General features: G+C 69.0%; 12 protein-coding genes. All 12 read right to left on the bottom strand.

Annotated features, from left to right (window positions below):
• Window positions 1-51: 51 nt before the first annotated feature.
• Entirely contained in the window at window positions 52-1,704 is a 1,653-nt protein-coding gene (pgi, locus tag ACX28W_RS16200; protein ID WP_458999654.1) for a glucose-6-phosphate isomerase, read from the bottom strand.
• Between the two features lie 81 nt (window positions 1,705-1,785).
• The gene (locus ACX28W_RS16195; RefSeq protein ID WP_458999653.1) at window positions 1,786-3,054 is read right to left on the bottom strand and encodes an MFS transporter; all 1,269 of its coding nucleotides are present in this window, start codon (window positions 3,052-3,054) and stop codon (window positions 1,786-1,788) included.
• A gap of 121 nt (window positions 3,055-3,175) precedes the next feature.
• Window positions 3,176-3,511 (bottom strand): RNA polymerase-binding protein RbpA, encoded by a 336-nt coding sequence (locus ACX28W_RS16190; protein WP_006349936.1) that lies wholly within the window; start codon window positions 3,509-3,511, stop codon window positions 3,176-3,178.
• 237 nt (window positions 3,512-3,748) lie between these two features.
• Window positions 3,749-3,979, bottom strand: a complete 231-nt coding sequence (secG, locus tag ACX28W_RS16185; RefSeq protein ID WP_362070579.1) for a preprotein translocase subunit SecG — start codon at window positions 3,977-3,979, stop codon at window positions 3,749-3,751.
• 150 nt (window positions 3,980-4,129) lie between these two features.
• Window positions 4,130-4,906 carry a triose-phosphate isomerase gene (gene tpiA, locus ACX28W_RS16180; protein WP_458999652.1) on the bottom strand — a complete coding sequence of 259 codons (777 nt, stop codon included), beginning with the start codon at window positions 4,904-4,906 and terminating at the stop codon, window positions 4,130-4,132.
• 6 nt (window positions 4,907-4,912) lie between these two features.
• Window positions 4,913-6,124, bottom strand: coding sequence for a phosphoglycerate kinase (locus tag ACX28W_RS16175; RefSeq protein ID WP_458999651.1), 1,212 nt, complete (start codon window positions 6,122-6,124; stop codon window positions 4,913-4,915).
• Between the two features lie 128 nt (window positions 6,125-6,252).
• Window positions 6,253-7,263, bottom strand: coding sequence for a type I glyceraldehyde-3-phosphate dehydrogenase (gene gap / locus ACX28W_RS16170; protein ID WP_147962891.1), 1,011 nt, complete (start codon window positions 7,261-7,263; stop codon window positions 6,253-6,255).
• Window positions 7,264-7,453: 190 nt separating this feature from the next.
• Window positions 7,454-10,411 (bottom strand): M14 family metallopeptidase, encoded by a 2,958-nt coding sequence (locus ACX28W_RS16165; RefSeq protein WP_458999650.1) that lies wholly within the window; start codon window positions 10,409-10,411, stop codon window positions 7,454-7,456.
• Between the two features lie 162 nt (window positions 10,412-10,573).
• The gene (gene whiA / locus ACX28W_RS16160; protein WP_266757464.1) at window positions 10,574-11,563 is read right to left on the bottom strand and encodes a DNA-binding protein WhiA; all 990 of its coding nucleotides are present in this window, start codon (window positions 11,561-11,563) and stop codon (window positions 10,574-10,576) included.
• Window positions 11,554-12,624: a gluconeogenesis factor YvcK family protein gene (locus tag ACX28W_RS16155; RefSeq protein WP_458999649.1), complete on the bottom strand. Its 1,071-nt coding sequence runs from the start codon at window positions 12,622-12,624 to the stop codon at window positions 11,554-11,556. Before ACX28W_RS16155 ends, whiA begins: the two co-directional genes overlap by 10 nt.
• Window positions 12,621-13,676, bottom strand: coding sequence for an RNase adapter RapZ (gene rapZ, locus ACX28W_RS16150; protein WP_458999648.1), 1,056 nt, complete (start codon window positions 13,674-13,676; stop codon window positions 12,621-12,623). The genes ACX28W_RS16155 and rapZ overlap by 4 nt, the downstream gene beginning before the upstream one ends.
• The gene (uvrC, locus tag ACX28W_RS16145) at window positions 13,673-15,709 is read right to left on the bottom strand and encodes an excinuclease ABC subunit UvrC (protein WP_458999646.1); all 2,037 of its coding nucleotides are present in this window, start codon (window positions 15,707-15,709) and stop codon (window positions 13,673-13,675) included. Before uvrC ends, rapZ begins: the two co-directional genes overlap by 4 nt.
• Between the last annotated feature and the right edge of the window lie 223 nt (window positions 15,710-15,932).

Genomic DNA, 15,932 nt, shown 5'->3' with positions numbered 1-15,932 from the left:
AATCAAACCCCCACCACGCCACCTACCCGGCACCCGGCTCACACCCGGGCTCTACCGGCCCCGCAACTCCCGGTACTTGGCGACCAACGCCGTCGTGGACTCGTCCAGCCCCGGCACCTCCGCCCCCTCCGTCAACGCGGGCTCGACACGCTTGGCAAGCACCTTGCCGAGCTCGACGCCCCACTGGTCGAAGGAGTCGATGTTCCAGACGGCGCCCTGGACGAACACCTTGTGCTCGTAGAGGGCGATGAGCTGCCCCAGAACCGACGGAGTCAGCTCGCGCGCGAGGATCGTCGTCGTCGGATGATTGCCCTTGAACGTCTTGTGCGGCACCAACTCCTCCGGCACCCCTTCGGCCCGCACCTCGTCCGGCGTCTTACCGAAGGCCAGCGCCTGCGTCTGCGCGAAGAAGTTCGCCATCAGCAGGTCGTGCTGCGCGACCAGACCAGGCAGCAGATCGGCGACCGGCTCGGCGAAGCCGATGAAGTCCGCCGGGATCAACTTGGTGCCCTGGTGGATGAGTTGGTAGTACGCGTGCTGCCCGTTCGTGCCCGGCGTGCCCCACACCACCGGGCCGGTCCCCCACTCCACGGGGCGGCCGTCCCGGTCCACGGATTTGCCGTTGGACTCCATGTCCAGCTGCTGCAAGTACGCGGTGAACTTGGACAGATAGTGCGAGTACGGAAGCACCGCATGCGCCTGCGCGTCATGGAAGTTGCCGTACCAGATGCCCAACAGACCCAACAGCAATGGCATGTTGGACTCCGCGGGAGCGGTGCGGAAGTGCTCGTCGACGAGATGGAACCCGTCGAGCATCTCGCGGAACCGGTCCGGGCCGATCGCGATCATCAGGGACAGCCCGATCGCCGAGTCGTACGAGTAGCGCCCGCCGACCCAGTCCCAGAACTCGAACATGTTGGCCGTGTCGATGCCGAAGTCGGACACCTTCTCGGCATTGGTCGACAGCGCCACGAAGTGCTTGGCGACGGCCTCCTGACCTGCCTTCAGCTCGGTCAGCAGCCAGTCACGCGCGGAGGTCGCGTTGGTGATCGTCTCGATGGTGGTGAACGTCTTGGAGGCGATGATGAACAGCGTCTCGGCCGCGTCGAGGTCCCGCACGGCCTCGTGCAGATCCGCACCGTCCACGTTCGACACGAACCGCACGGTCAGCGAACGGTCGGTGAAGGCACGCAGCACCTCGTAGGCCATCGCCGGGCCGAGGTCGGAGCCGCCGATGCCGATGTTCACCACGTTCTTGATGCGCTTGCCGGTGTGGCCGGTCCACTCGCCCGAACGGACCCGCTCGGCAAATCCCGCCATCTTGTCGAGCACGGCGTGCACCGCCGGAACGACGTTCTCGCCATCGACCTCGATCACCGCGTCACGCGGGGCGCGCAGCGCGGTGTGCAGCACCGCGCGGTCCTCGGTGACATTGATCTTCTCGCCGCGGAACATGGCGTCCCGCAGCCCGAAGACGTCGGTCGCCGCGGCCAGCTCGTGCAGCAGCCGCAGCGTCTCGTCGGTGATCAGGTGCTTGGAGTAGTCGACGTGCAGATCGCCGACCTGGAGTGTGTACCCCGATCCGCGTCCGGGGTCGGTCGCGAACAGGTCCCGCAGATGGGTGTCCGCGAGTTCCTCGCGGTGCTTGGCCAGAGCGGTCCACTCGGGCGTCCGGTTGAGCCTGGCACGGCTGTCTGCGTTCATCTCTGACTTCCGCCTTCTTCCTGCGTGTGCTGCTGCGTACCTCTGCGTACCTCGCCCCGCTGCCGGTCCCAACCTAATTGATCAGGGCTTGACGTGAGCTGTCGTCGCGCCGTCGTCCGGCTCAACAACAGATACGTCCGGCTTGAGCGCGGGTATCAGCGAGATGACGGCGAGTGCGAAGAGCACGGCCGCGAACAGCGCGGGCCCGTTCAGCCCGTACGCGCCGGCCACGACGCCGCCCAGCAGGGCGCCGAGCGGGGCTCCGGAGGTCGAGGCGGTGCGGAACGCGGAGCTGATGCGGCCCACCATGGATTCCGGGCTGCGCTGCTGCATCAGCGTGACCTGGTTGACGTTCCACACCATGTTCATCAGTCCGAGCAGCGCCATGCCCACGAGGAGGGCGCCCAGGTGGCGGAGGGTGCCGATGAGCACCAGGGAGGCCGCCTGGACGCTTCCGCACAGCAGCAGGCTGCGGACTCGCCCGATCCGGCGCGCGATGCGCTGTGCCAGCACTCCCCCGGCCAGGCTCCCGGCGGAGTAGGCCGTCATCGCGGCCGCGAAACCGGCGTTTCCCGCGTGCAGCCAGCGGGTCACGTGCAGCACCAATGTGGCGATGAGGGCGCCCATGCCGATGTTGCACAGCAGCGTGGCCAGGCAGATCGGGCGCAGTGCCCCGTCGCGCCACAGGGCGCGCAGGCCCTCGGCCACCTCCGCCCGCAGGGTGCTCCCGGCCGGGCGGCGCTCCCGCTCGGGCGCCTGGATCCGCAGGGAGGCCACGAGTGCGGCGGCCAGCAGATAGGTGGCCGCGTCGGCCGCGAACGGCATGGCGGCCCCGACGGCGAGGAGCAGCGGTACGAAGGGGCTGGCCAGGAAGCCGCCGGCGAGTTGCTGGCCGGTCATCAGCTTGGCATTGGCACTGCCGAGGCCTTCTCGGTCCACCAGGGACGGCAGCAGGGCCGTGGACGCGTTGTCGAACAGCGTCTGGAGGGTGGTCAGCGCGAAGGCGAGCGCGATCAGCAGGCCGATCGACGCCTGTCCGAGCCCGACGGCGAGGGCGAAACAGACCATCAGCGTGCCGCGTACGGTGTCGACGGCCCACATCGCCCGCCGCTGGTCCACCCGGTCCGCGACCGCGCCGCCCACCAACCCGAAGAGGAGCCAGGGGAGATAGCCGCAGGCCGTGACGGACGCGATGACGAGCGGATCGTCCGTGAGCTGCACGGCGAGCAGCGGCAGCGCGGCGTTGCGCAGCGCGTCCCCGAACCGCGATACCACCGCCGCTGTCCAGAGCCGCCCGAACCCCCCGCGCCACGCGGGTGCTCGCACGCCCGCCACGTCCGCCGTCGCCACAACGCCCCCTCCGATTGCGCCACTTCAACAACCGTAGAGGGCACCACTGACAATCGGTCCCGGCGCTAGGGCGAAACAGCTCCGGCCAGGCGCCCTCAGGCGCCTGGCCGGTTGTCAACTCCTAGATCTCGCCCCGCAGTTTGGCGAGCGCCTCGGCGAGGATCGCCTCGCCGTCCGCGTCGCTGCGTCGCTCCCGTACGTACGCGAGGTGCGTCTTGTACGGCTCGGTGCGCGGCGGGTCCGGCGGGTTGTCCTGGTCCTGTCCGGCGGGAAAGCCGCAGCGCGGGCAGTCCCAGGTGTCGGGAACCTGCGCGTCGCTGGCGAAGCTGGGCTGCGTCTCGTGCCCGTTGGAGCACCAGAAGGAGATGCGCAGCCGGGGCGCGGACTCGCCACGCTCGGCCTCGCCCATCGGCCCCGCCCCGACCCGGCTTCCTCGGATCGCGTTGCCACTTGCCACGGTCGTAACTCCCTGCGTGATGGTGCCGCGAAGCGAGTCGGCGTTTTCGCTTCGTTGCGAGCGCCTCAGTCTACGTAAGGCCCAACGCGCGTCCAGTGATTGGAGTTACCCCCCCGCCCCTAGACGCAAGCCCCATGATAGGCCGCGCCTGCGGGCGCGTACCGGACATGGGGCCTTACGTGTGGAATGTGCTTGCGGAATGCGCAGTTGTGCTGCCGTACCGATATCGGTCGGCGGTCAGTTGTTGACCTTCATCAGGATGCCGAGCACGACAATGCACGCGAACCAGAGCAGACCGATCACCACGGTGATGCGGTCGAGGTTGCGCTCGGCGACCGAGGAGCCGCCGACGGACGACTGCATGCCGCCACCGAACATGTCGGAGAGGCCGCCGCCCTTGCCCTTGTGCATCAGCACCAGCAGCATCAACAGCCCGCTGAAGACGATCAGGGCGATCGAGAACCCCATAACCACGGCTGGACCAACTTCCTCGGATCTGGATCGACGACGGGGGCCCAGTGGCCACGCGGCCGAACCGCACATGGACTGCACCGGACCCCCGCAAGGGTACGACGGATCGCCGCTACCGCATACTCACTGCTCGACTCGCTGGTCGACTCACTGGTCGCGGAAGCGGACGATCTTGACGAACTCGTCGGCGTCCAGCGAGGCGCCGCCGACCAGAGCACCGTCGATGTCGGGCTTCGCCATGATCTCGGCGACGTTGCCGGACTTCACCGAGCCGCCGTACTGGATGCGGACCTTGTCGGCCAGCTCCTGGGAGTACAGCTCGGTCAGGCGCCCGCGGATCGCCGCGCAGACCTCCTGGGCGTCGTCGGAGCCGCAGACCTTGCCGGTGCCGATCGCCCAGACCGGCTCGTACGCGATCACGATCGTCTCGGCCTGCTCGGCGGGGATGTCCTTGAGGCCGCCGTCGACCTGGGAGAGCGTGTGCGTGACGTGGTTGCCCGCCTCACGGACGTCCAGCTCCTCGCCGACGCACAGGATCGGGGTGAGGCCGTGCTTGAACGCGGCCTTGACCTTGGCGTTGACGACGTCGTCGGTCTCGTTGTGGTACTGCCGGCGCTCGGAGTGTCCGATCGCCACGTACGTGCACTTCAGCTTGGACAGCATCGAGCCCGAGATCTCGCCGGTGTAGGCACCGGAGTCGTGCGCCGAGAGGTCCTGGGCGCCGTACTTGATCTTGAGCTTGTCGCCGTCGACCAGGGTCTGCACGGAGCGCAGGTCGGTGAAGGGCGGCAGGACGGCGACCTCACAGGCGTCGTAGTCCTTGTCGGCCAGGGCGAAGGCGAGCTTCTGGACGTGGGCGATGGCCTCGAGGTGGTTGAGGTTCATCTTCCAGTTGCCCGCCATCAGCGGCGTGCGAGTGGTCATACGGGGTCAGTCCTCCAGTGCGGCGAGGCCGGGGAGCGTCTTGCCCTCGAGGTATTCGAGGGAGGCGCCGCCACCGGTCGAGATGTGGCCGAATGCCGTCTCGTCGAAGCCCAGGATGCGGACGGCCGCGGCGGAGTCGCCGCCGCCGACGACCGTGAAGGCCGGGGAGTCGAGAAGGGCCTGGGCGACCGCCTTGGTGCCCTCGGCGTAGTCGGGGTGCTCGAAAACGCCCATCGGGCCGTTCCAGAAGACGGTGGCGGCGTCGGCGAGCTTCGATGCGTACAGCTTGCGGGTCTCGGGACCGATGTCCAGACCCTCCTGGTCGGCCGGGATGGCGTCCGCGGCGACGGTGGTGGGGTTGGCCGGGGCCTTGGTCTTCAGGTCCGGGAACTCCGGGGCGACCAGAACGTCGACGGGGAGGACCAGCTCGACGCCGTTCTTCTCCGCGCGCTCGATGTACTCCTGGACGGCCGGAACCTGGTCCTCCTGGAGGAGGGAGATGCCGACCTCGTACCCCTTCGCCTTGAGGAAGGTGTACGCCATGCCGCCACCGATGAGGAGACGGTCGGCCTTGCCGAGGAGCTGGTCGATGACGGCGAGCTTGTCGGAGACCTTGGCGCCGCCGAGCGCGACCACGTAGGGGCGCTTCACGTCCTCGGTGAGCTTCTTCAGGACGCCGACCTCGGTGGCGATGAGGTAGCCCGCGTAGTGCGGCAGGCGTGCCGGGAGGTCGTACACGGAGGCGTGCTTGCGGTGCACGGCACCGAAACCGTCGCCCACGTAGACATCGGCCAGGGCGGCGAGCTGGTCGGCGAACTCGCCGCGCTCGGTGTCGTCCTTGGACGTCTCGCCGGCGTTGAAGCGCAGGTTCTCGATGACCGCGACCTGGCCGGGCTCCAGCCCGTTCACGGCGTCGTGGGCGGCGGGGCCGACGGTGTCCTGCGCGAACGCGACGGGGGCACCGAGGAGTTCACCGAGGCGCTCGGCGGGCTGCAGCAGGGAGAAAGCCGGGTCCGGGGCACCCTTGGGGCGGCCCAGGTGCGAGGCCACGACCACCTTGGCGCCCGCGTCCGCGAGGGCCTTGACGGTCGGCAGCACGGCGCGGATGCGGCCGTCGTCGGTGATGAGGCCGTCGGCCAGCGGCACGTTCAGGTCGGCACGGACGAAGACCCGCTTGCCGTCCACGCCTTCGGCGAGAAGTTCGTCGATCGTCTTCATAAGGGGACTCCTAGGAAGGCTCTTTTGATCCGAGAGGGCTGATCGATCAGTACGCGAGTCAGGGCTCGGGCAGCGCGTCCGTGCGCTGCCCGAGCCCTGTGCTCACATCGAGGTGCCTGCTCCGGGTACTAGAGCTGGCCGCCGACGAAGACCGTGAGGTCGACGAGGCGGTTGGAGTAGCCCCACTCGTTGTCGTACCAGCCGAGGATCTTCACCGAGTTGCCCTCCTGGACCATGGTCAGGGAGGAGTCGAAGGTGCAGGAGGCCGGGTCGCTGACGATGTCCGAGGAGACGATCGGGTCCTCGGTGTAGGCCAGGTAGCCCTTGAGGTCGCCGTCCTCGGAGGCCTTCTTGAACGCGGCGTTGACCTCGTCCTTGGTGACCTCGCGCTGCAGCGTCACGACCAGGTCGGTGGCCGAGCCGGTCGGGACCGGGACGCGCATGGCGATGCCGTCCAGCTTGCCCTTGAGCTGCGGGAGGACCAGGGCGGTGGCCTTGGCGGCGCCCGTCGTGGTCGGGATGATGTTCTCGGCGGCGGCGCGGGCGCGGCGCAGGTCCGAGTGCGGGAAGTCCAGGATGCGCTGGTCGTTCGTGTACGCGTGGACCGTCGTCATCAGGCCCTTGACGATGCCGAAGTTCTCGTCGAGAACCTTGGCCATCGGCGCCACACAGTTGGTGGTGCAGGAGGCGTTGGAGATGACGTGGTGGTTGGCCGCGTCGTACTTGTCCTGGTTGACGCCCATCACGATGGTGATGTCCTCGTCCTTGGCCGGAGCCGAGATGAGGACCTTCTTGGCGCCGCCGGCGATGTGCTTCTCGGCGTCGGCCTTCTTGGTGAAGATGCCGGTCGACTCGATGACGATGTCGACGCCCAGCTCGCCCCACGGGATGTCGGCGGGGTTGCGCTCGGAGAGCACCTTGATGGTGTGGCCGTCGACGGTGATCGTGTCGGCGGTGTGCGACACCTCGGCCTTGAGGCGGCCCAGGATGGTGTCGTACTTGAGCAGGTGAGCGGTGGTCGCGGTGTCACCCAGGTCGTTGACAGCCACGATCTCGATGTCAGCACCCTGCTCCAGCAGCGCGCGGAAGTAGTTACGACCGATGCGGCCAAAGCCGTTGATGCCTACGCGGATCGTCACGAACCGATCTCCTCGTTGGTACGCCGGCTCAAGTGCCGGCGAGTTGTATGGGATGTCCCCGACCGCCTACGACCCTACCTCCCTGAGGGCCCTGTGGTGACATCGAGATGCCCCATACACGGCAGGGCGTTCCGTACCCACCAGTAGAGGTACGGAACGCCCTCGATGTTGACGAGACCGTCACACGAGGTCAGCGCGTCAGTGCCGTGAGCGCCTTCCCGATCAGGGCCGTACGGTCGGCCGCCGCGGTGACGTGCTCCAGGCCGAAGCCCAGCAGCACGGTGTCGCCCGTGGTGACCCCTCCGTAGGTCTTGAACAGCTCTCCATAGCGCGCCCAGTCCTTGAGGACGGCCGGGCTGCCCGGGGGCGGTCCGGCGACGCTCCAGGCGCCGAGGGAGCTCTCGAAGCCCTCGGTCTCGGTGGCCGTGCCGCCGATGACGAGGGAGGTGTCGTCGACGAGGAGGCCGTGGCCGGCCGCGCTCGGGTCGGAGATGTAGCTGAACGAGACCTCGACCGACTTACCGGCGTACGCGCTCAGGTCGAAGTTGACCTGCTGCCAGCCGGTGGACGCGCCGGTGAAGCTGTTCCACGCCCCGGTGGTGCCGGTGTTGGTGCAGTCGGCGGAGTTCACGGTCAGATACCGCTTGAGGAAGGGGTGCTCCCTGACCAGGAATCCGGCCTCGCACTCCTCGGGGACCGTGGTGCTGGTGGCGCCGCCCGCCTCGGGAAGCGTCGTCCAGTCGTCGGCCCCGGTGGTGTGGGCCTCGAGCACCGCGTGGTCGTAGCCGGGCTCGGCGTCCCACAGGAGCTGGGCGCGCAGCGTCGGCGTGTCCGCCGCGCTGACACCTGTGAGGTCGATGGTGCGGGTGAGGCGCTTGTAGGCGTCGTCGGTGTGGACCGCGGCGGCCATGTACGAGCCCGCGTAGGGCCCGTACGGGTTGACGGTCCCGGCGAACTGACCCGCTCCCGCGCTCGTCGAGAACTGCGGGTACTGCGCGGCGGGCAGCGAGTCCGAGGTGACGCCGTAGGTGCCCGCGGCGTTCAGCGGGTTGCCGGGCGTGTCGCCGAGCGCCCCCGTGAAGCCGGTGAGCTTCCCGGAGCCGTTGAAGCCGGTGGCGCCCGGAGTGGACGTACGGGAGTACGCGCCCAGGTAGTACTGGCTGAAGTCGTTCGAAAGGGTGCCGCCGCCCAGGTCGACGCTGCCGCCGGCCTGCTCGCCCGACTCGATCAGCTTGCCGCCCTCGTTGAGGTAGGCGCGCAGTTGGAGCTGGGTGGCGTTGCCCGGCCGCGGGGCGCCGGTGTAGTGGACGACCGTCTTGAAGTGGTCGAGCACGCCGAGCGCGTCGGGCGCGCCCAGGGTCGCGACGTCCCAGACGAGGGCCTTCTTGCCGTTGGCCTTGAGGGCGTCGACGTACGTCTGGGCCTGCGTGGCGGTCGCGCCCTCCTCGGCGACGACGAGGGTGTCGGCCTTCGGCCGTTCGGCCACGGTGTAGGTGAAGTGTGGGCTGGAGGTGGGCTTTCCGCTCCTGGTCTCGCCGGTGAACCAGACCTCGACCGTGTCGCCCGGTTCGCCGTCCTGGACCTTGGCCCGGTACTCGTCGAAGTAGAGGTTGTCCTTGCCGCCGTAGGTCTCGCCGCCCTTCCAGGCCTTGAGCGCCATGTCCCACGTACGGCCGCCGTTGACGCGGTACTTGAGCTCCTTGTCGCGTACGGACTTGCGTACGACGACGGAGACCTCCTGGTCGGCGCCGCGTGAGTACGACGTCGTGAAGGGGGCCGGGGTGAAGTCGGGGGCGTCGATGCCGACCGAGGAGGAGGGCCGGTCGGGGTGGGCCGCGGTCTCGGCGACGGAGAGCGCGAACGGGATGTTCTTCTCGAACTCCTGCGCGATCAGCTTCTCGTCGTCCGGGAAGGTGAAGACCGAGGCGCAGTCGGCCGCGTTCCAGGTGTCGTTCGGGTCGATGTTCGAGACGGTCTGGCAGGTCGACATCTCGGGGGTGAACATCGCGATGCCGTTGACGTTGCCCGCGTGGCCGTCCGCCTCGCCGTTGGTGGTGTAGAGCTCCGAGGAGACCTGCGGGCGGTAGCCCTCGATCGCCGGGTTCTCGGGGGTTCCGGCGAGCGCCTTGTAGAGCACGTCGTCCGGGGACGGCGTCGCGACCTGCCAGCCCACCCCGTAGAGGATCAGCTCGGCGGCGGAGTGGTAGTTGATGCCGTACGTGAAGCCGATCCGCTTCTCGAAGGCGTCGAGTGCCCGGGTCTCGGGCTCGGAGCCGGGGCTCGCGCCGCGGTAGGTCTCACTGGTGGGGTTGGGGGACGAACCCTCGTCGTCGTAGCCCCACTTGAAGGGGAAGTTGCGGTTGAGGTCGACGCCGTCTCCGGTGGAGATGGCACCGTCGCCGTTCACGTCCAGCAGGTTCTTGCGCCACTGGCGCGTGTCCTCGCCCTGGAACGTGTAGTCGTAGCCGTCGGGGTTGGCCGACAGGACGAACCACAGCTCGGTCGAGTCGACGATCTTCTTGATGCGCTTGTCCGTGGCGTAGTTGTCCAAGTAGTAGTGCATCAGACGCCGCGTCATCTCGGGCGTGATCCACTCGCGCGCGTGCTGGTTGGACACGTACAGCACGGACGGCTTAGCGCCGTCCTTGGTCTTCTTGGCGCCCTTGGTCAGTTTGAGCGCCAGGATGTCCTGGCCGTTCCGGGTCTTGCCGATGGAGACGACCTTGGTGAGGTCGGGGTGCGCCGCCCCGGTCTTGACGATCTCCTCCTGGAGATTGCCCGCTCCGCTGTACGGGCGGAACACACCCTCGGCCGCGGCTTCTACGCGGGCCTCCGCCCTGGCCGTCAGCGTGTGCTCGGTGAGCTCGACGCCCTGCTTCTCCAGCTTCTCGGCCTGCTGGTCGGTGACGTAGACCTCGACCGTGCTCTTGCCGTTCTTCCAGTTCTGGTCGCCGAGTTCATGGCCGTCCTGCCCGGCCGCGAGCAGCAGGGGTACCTGCTGCTTCGTGATCTCCGCGTGGAACACCTTGACGGCGTCCGCGTCGGGCGCGGGTGAACTACCGCTCTGCGCCTGGGCGATGGGCGCCAAACCCGCACCGCCCAGCAGGAGCGCGCCCGTAGCGAGGATCGCTCTCGCTCTTCGTCTCATGAGCCCCCCTTGCATCAGTCCGCCACAGCAGCGAACAGATGCCAGGCTCATGACACTTCATGGTCAAGTCAAGGGCGCCTCACCGTCAGGCAAACACGGATGCCGATGTCCCAAATGGGCATCGGCACCGGCGTGTTGAGCTCGGGTGCTCCATCTGGGCGATCAACCTGCGAGGTTGTCCGCCATCTCCTCGGAGAGGTTCGACTCCGTCCCGGGGATGCCCAGATCCTGGGCCCGCTTGTCGGCCATCGCCAGCAGCCGGCGGATCCGGCCGGCGACGGCGTCCTTGGTCAGCGGCGGGTCGGCGAGCGCGCCCAGCTCCTCCAGGGAGGCCTGCTTGTGCTCCATGCGCAGCCGTCCGGCCGCGGCGAGGTGCTCCGGCACCTCATCGGCGAGGATCTCCAGCGCGCGCTGCACGCGGGCCCCGGCGGCGACGGCGGCGCGGGCCGAGCGGCGCAGATTGGCGTCGTCGAAGTTGGCCAGACGGTTCGCCGTGGCGCGGACCTCGCGGCGCATCCGCCGCTCCTCCCAGGCCAGCACCGACTCGTGCGCGCCGAGCCGGGTCAGCAGCGCCCCGATCGCGTCTCCGTCCCGCACCACCACACGGTCCACACCGCGCACCTCGCGGGCCTTCGCGGCGATCGACAGCCGCCGGGCGGCGCCGACCAGCGCGAGCGCGGCCTCCGGGCCCGGGCAGGTCACCTCGAGCGAGGAGGAACGGCCGGGCTCGGTGAGCGAGCCGTGCGCCAGGAAGGCCCCGCGCCAGGCCGCCTCGGCGTCGCAGGTGGCCCCCGAGACCACCTGCGGCGGGAGGCCCCGGATCGGGCGTCCACGGCCGTCCACGAGCCCCGTCTGGCGGGCCAGCTGGTCGCCGCCCGCGACAACGCGTACGACGTAACGCGAGCCGCGGCGCAGTCCGCCGGGCGCCATCACGATCAGTTCGGAGCTGTGGCCGAAGATCTCCAGGATGTCCCGCTTCAGCCGGCGCGCCGCCATCGCGGTGTCCAGCTCCGCCTCGATCACGATCCGGCCGCTCACCAGGTGAAGGCCGCCGGCGAACCGCAGAATGGCGGAGACCTCCGCCTTTCTGCAGCAGGTCCGGGTGACGGGGAGCCGGGAGATCTCGTCCTTCACCGCTGCCGTCATCGCCATGGGCCGATCCTTCCATGCATCCGAAAAATACGGTCGTACGCGGCGGCCAACAGCTCCGGGTCGTGCCTCGGGCTACCGTCGGTCCGGGCCACCGGCGCCAGCTCGACCGCGGCGCCGAACCGCTGGGCGGCGTCGGTGAGTGAGTCGCGGTCGGGCACGGCGGCCTCGTCGGCCAGCACCACGTCCAGGGCGAGTTTAGGGGCGTGTCGTCCCAAAACCTCCAAATGACGCTGCGGGGAGAAGCCCTCGGTTTCTCCGGGCTGCGGGGCGAGGTTCAGGGAGAGTACCCGGCGGGCCTTCGTCTGGGTGAGGGCGTCCAGCAACTCGGGCACCAGCAGGTGCGGGATCACCGAGGAGAACCAGGAGCCGGGGCCGAGCACCACCCAGTCCGCGTCGAGGACCGCCGCGACGGCCTCGGGGACGGCGGGCGGGTCGTGCGGCACGACGTGCACGGACTGCACCTCGCCGGGCGTGAGCGCCACGGTGGCCTGGCCCCGTACCGTCTCGACGCCCTCGGGCCGCTCCGGGTCGTGCCCCTTGACCAGGGCCTGGAGCTCCAGGGGTACGGCGGACATGGGCAGCACGCGACCGTGCGCGCCCAGCAGCTTGCCGACCAGGTCCAGGGCCTGGACGTGGTCGCCCAGCTGCTCCCACAGGGCGACGATCAGCAGATTGCCGACCGCGTGCTCGTGCAGGTCGCCCTTGGACTCGAAACGGTGCTGGATGACGCGGGCCCAGGTCTGGCCCCAGTCGTCGTCGCCGCACAGGGCGGCCAGGGCCTTGCGCAGGTCACCGGGCGGGAGCACGCCCAGCTCGTCGCGCAGGCGCCCGCTGGAACCGCCGTCGTCGGCCACGGTGACGACGGCGGTGAGGTCGCCGGTGATCCGGCGCAGCGCGGCGAGCGAGGCGGACAGCCCCATGCCGCCGCCCAGGGCGACGACCTTGGGCTGGGCGCCACGGCGACGCGGCTTCCCGCCGCGTGCCTCGACGGGCTTGGTGCCGCGTCCCTCGGGGGACAGCCCGCGCAGCCTGCTCAGCCGCAGGGCGGCTCGTCCGGTCACTCGCGCCCCATGTCCCGGTGTACGACCACGGTCTCCACGCCCTGCGAGGCGAGGCGTGCGGCCAGCTTCTCGGACGTGGCGACCGAGCGGTGCTTGCCACCGGTGCAGCCGACCGCGATGGTCACATAGCGCTTGCCCTCGCGGCGGTATCCGGCCGCGATGAGCTGGAGCAGCTCGGCGTAGCGGTCGAGGAACTCCTTGGCACCGGGCTGGTTGAAGACGTAGGCCGCGACCTCCTCGTTGAGGCCGCTGTAGGGGCGCAGCTCCGGGACCCAGTGCGGATTGGGCAGGAAGCGCATGTCCACGACCAGGTCGGCGTCGACCGGGAGGCCGTACTTGAACCCGAAGGACATGACCGTGGCCCGCAGCTCGGGCTCCTCCTCGCCCGCGAACTGGGCGTCCATCTTGGCGCGCAGCTCGTGCACGTTCAGGCTGGAGGTGTCGATGACCAGGTCCGCGTCGCCGCGCAGCTCGCGCAGCAGCTCCCGCTCGGCGTCGATGCCGTCGACGATACGGCCGTCGCCCTGGAGGGGGTGCGGGCGGCGCACGGACTCGAAGCGGCGCACCAGGGCGTCGTCGGAGGACTCCAGGAAGACGATCCGCCGGGTGACGTTCTTCGACTCCAGATCGGCGAGGGACTCGCGGAGGTTGTCGAAGAAGCGGCGGCCGCGTACGTCGACGACGACCGCGATCCTGGCGACGTTGCCCTGGGAGCGGGCACCGAGCTCCACCATGGTGGGGATCAGTGCGGGCGGCAGGTTGTCGACGACGAACCAGCCGAGGTCCTCCAGACACTTGGCGGCCGTCGACCGGCCCGCTCCGGACATCCCGGAGATGATCACCAGCTCGGGGATGGCGGCATCGGGCACTCCGGCCGTCTCCATCGTCGTATTCCCCTGCGTTCCTTCGGCGGACTGTTGTTCGGTCCGCTCTTCGGCCTGTTGTTCGGTCTGCTCTTCGGCCGGTGCCTCAGCCTGCTGTTCGGCCTGTTGTTCGGTCTGTTCTGGGTTTTCTGGCTGTTCTGGGTTTTGTGGTCGTCCGTTGTCGCTCATGTCTCCTGCCCCCGTCGCTCGTCCGAGGCGCCCGCGGACGCGAGCTCCTCTCGAGAGCCCGTGGTCGTCCCGGGCTCCTCGTCTTCCATGATCTCTCCAGTCGCCGTGTTTACGGCGGGTGCGGCCGGAGCCGCCTGGGCGAGAGCCACGGCGATGGCCTCGGCCGTCTTGCGGCCTATGCCGGGAACCTCGCAGATCTGGTCGATCGTCGCGGATCGCAGCCTCTTAACTGAGCCGAAATGCTTGATCAACGCCTGCTTACGGGTCTCACCGAGGCCCGGTACCTCGTCCAGCGGGCTCGTCTTGAAGCGCTTGGCCCGCTTGGTGCGCTGGTAGGTGATGGCGAAGCGGTGGGCCTCGTCCCGGACCCGCTGGAGCAGGTACAGCCCCTCGCTGGTGCGGGGCAGGACCACCGGGTCGTCGTCGTCCGGCAGCCAGACCTCTTCCAGCCGCTTGGCGAGGCCGCAGACGGCGATGTCGTCGATACCCAGCTCGTCGAGGGCCTTCTTGGCTGCCGCGACCTGGGGCTGACCGCCGTCGACGACGACGAGCTGCGGAGGGTACGCGAAGCGCTTGGGGCGGCCGTCGTCCTCAGTGAGGGCGTTCTCGCCGTCCGTCCACTCGCCCGTCTTCTCCTTCTCGGCGAGGTAGCGCTTGAAGCGGCGGGCGATCACCTCGTGCATGGACCGGACGTCGTCCTGGCCTTCGAAGCTCTTGATCTGGAAGCGCCGATATTCGCTCTTGCGCTGGAGGCCGTCCTCGAAGACGACCATCGACGCCACGACGTCGTCGCCCTGGAGGTGCGAGATGTCGTAGCACTCGATCCTGAGCGGGGCGCTGTCCAGGTCGAGGGCCTCGGCGATCTCCTCCAGGGCGCGCGAGCGGGTGGTCAGGTCGGAGGCGCGCTTGGTCTTGTGCAGGGCGAGCGACTGGAGCGCGTTGCGCCGCACGGTCTCCATGAGCGCCTTCTTGTCGCCGCGCTGCGGGATACGGAGGGAAACATTCGACCCACGGCGCTCGGTCAGCCACTCCTGGACCGGCTCCACGGGCTCGGGCAGCGCCGGGACGAGCACCTCCTTGGGAACGGAGTCGCCCTTCTCCTCCCCGTAGAGCTGCTGGAGCGCGTGCTCGACGAGGTCACCGGTGGTGACGGCCTCGACCTTGTCGGTGACCCAGCCGCGCTGGCCGCGCACCCGGCCACCGCGCACGTGGAAGATCTGGACGGCGGCTTCCAGCTCGTCCTCGGCGACGGCGATCAGGTCGGCGTCGGTCGCGTCGGCGAGCACGACCGCATTCTTCTCCATGGCCTTCTTCAGGGCCTCTATGTCGTCGCGCAGACGGGCGGCCCGCTCGTACTCCATCTCCTCGGCCGCTTCCGTCATCTGCTTCTCCAGACGGCGGATGTACGTCCCCGTACGGCCGGCCATGAAGTCGCAGAACTCCTCGGCCAGTTCACGGTGTTCCTCGTCGGAGACACGTCCGACGCACGGGGCCGAGCACTTGCCGATGTAGCCGAGGAGGCAGGGGCGGCCGGTACGGGCGGCGTTCTTGAACACGCCGGCCGAGCAGGTGCGGACGGGGAAGACCCGCAGCAGCAGATCCACGGTGTCGCGGATCGCCCACGCGTGCCCGTACGGACCGAAATAGCGCACGCCCTTGCGCTTGTGGCCGCGCATCACCTGCACACGCGGGAACTCCTCGTTCATCGTCACCGCGAGATACGGATAGCTCTTGTCGTCGCGGTACTTGACGTTGAACCGGGGGTCGTACTCCTTGATCCAGGAGTATTCCAGCTGAAGGGCCTCGACCTCCGTGGACACCACCGTCCACTCCACGGACGCGGCAGTGGTGACCATGGTGCGGGTGCGCGGGTGGAGGTTCGTCAGGTCCTGGAAGTAGCTCGCCAGGCGCTGGCGCAGGCTTTTCGCCTTTCCGACGTAGATCACCCGGCGGTGCTCGTCGCGGAACCTGTACACCCCGGGAGAGTCCGGGATCTGTCCCGGCTTGGGGCGGTAGCTGGAGGGGTCGGCCATGTCTCACACCCTACTGGCGAGGGCTGACACCGCGACGGCCTCCCGGCCCGCCTGTGGATACCGGCTCCCGCACCCGCGAGAGGCGGCGACTGCGCGTTACGGATGTTGCAGTCGAGCAGGTTGAGCATCAGGTGTTGTCGGGGCTTGGTCAACACGCTTCAATGCGGGGGACTCGGGCCGGGCACCCCCGCGCGCCGACCATGCGCCCCCGACGAGCCGCAAC

It is taken from the genome of Streptomyces sp. SD15 (assembly GCF_054462255.1).
Note: the sequence above shows the minus strand (reverse complement) of the source record. Positions and strands in the feature narration are given on the sequence as shown.

Coding starts and splice junctions, on each gene's coding strand:
- ACX28W_RS16165 (WP_458999650.1), bottom strand. CDS start 10,411: ATGAGACGAAGAGCGAGAGCGATCCTCGCTACGGGCGCGCTCCTGCTG.
- pgi (WP_458999654.1), bottom strand. CDS start 1,704: ATGAACGCAGACAGCCGTGCCAGGCTCAACCGGACGCCCGAGTGGACC.
- tpiA (WP_458999652.1), bottom strand. CDS start 4,906: ATGACCACTCGCACGCCGCTGATGGCGGGCAACTGGAAGATGAACCTC.
- secG (WP_362070579.1), bottom strand. CDS start 3,979: ATGGGGTTCTCGATCGCCCTGATCGTCTTCAGCGGGCTGTTGATGCTG.
- ACX28W_RS16175 (WP_458999651.1), bottom strand. CDS start 6,124: ATGAAGACGATCGACGAACTTCTCGCCGAAGGCGTGGACGGCAAGCGG.
- whiA (WP_266757464.1), bottom strand. CDS start 11,563: ATGGCGATGACGGCAGCGGTGAAGGACGAGATCTCCCGGCTCCCCGTC.
- uvrC (WP_458999646.1), bottom strand. CDS start 15,709: ATGGCCGACCCCTCCAGCTACCGCCCCAAGCCGGGACAGATCCCGGAC.
- rapZ (WP_458999648.1), bottom strand. CDS start 13,676: ATGAGCGACAACGGACGACCACAAAACCCAGAACAGCCAGAAAACCCA.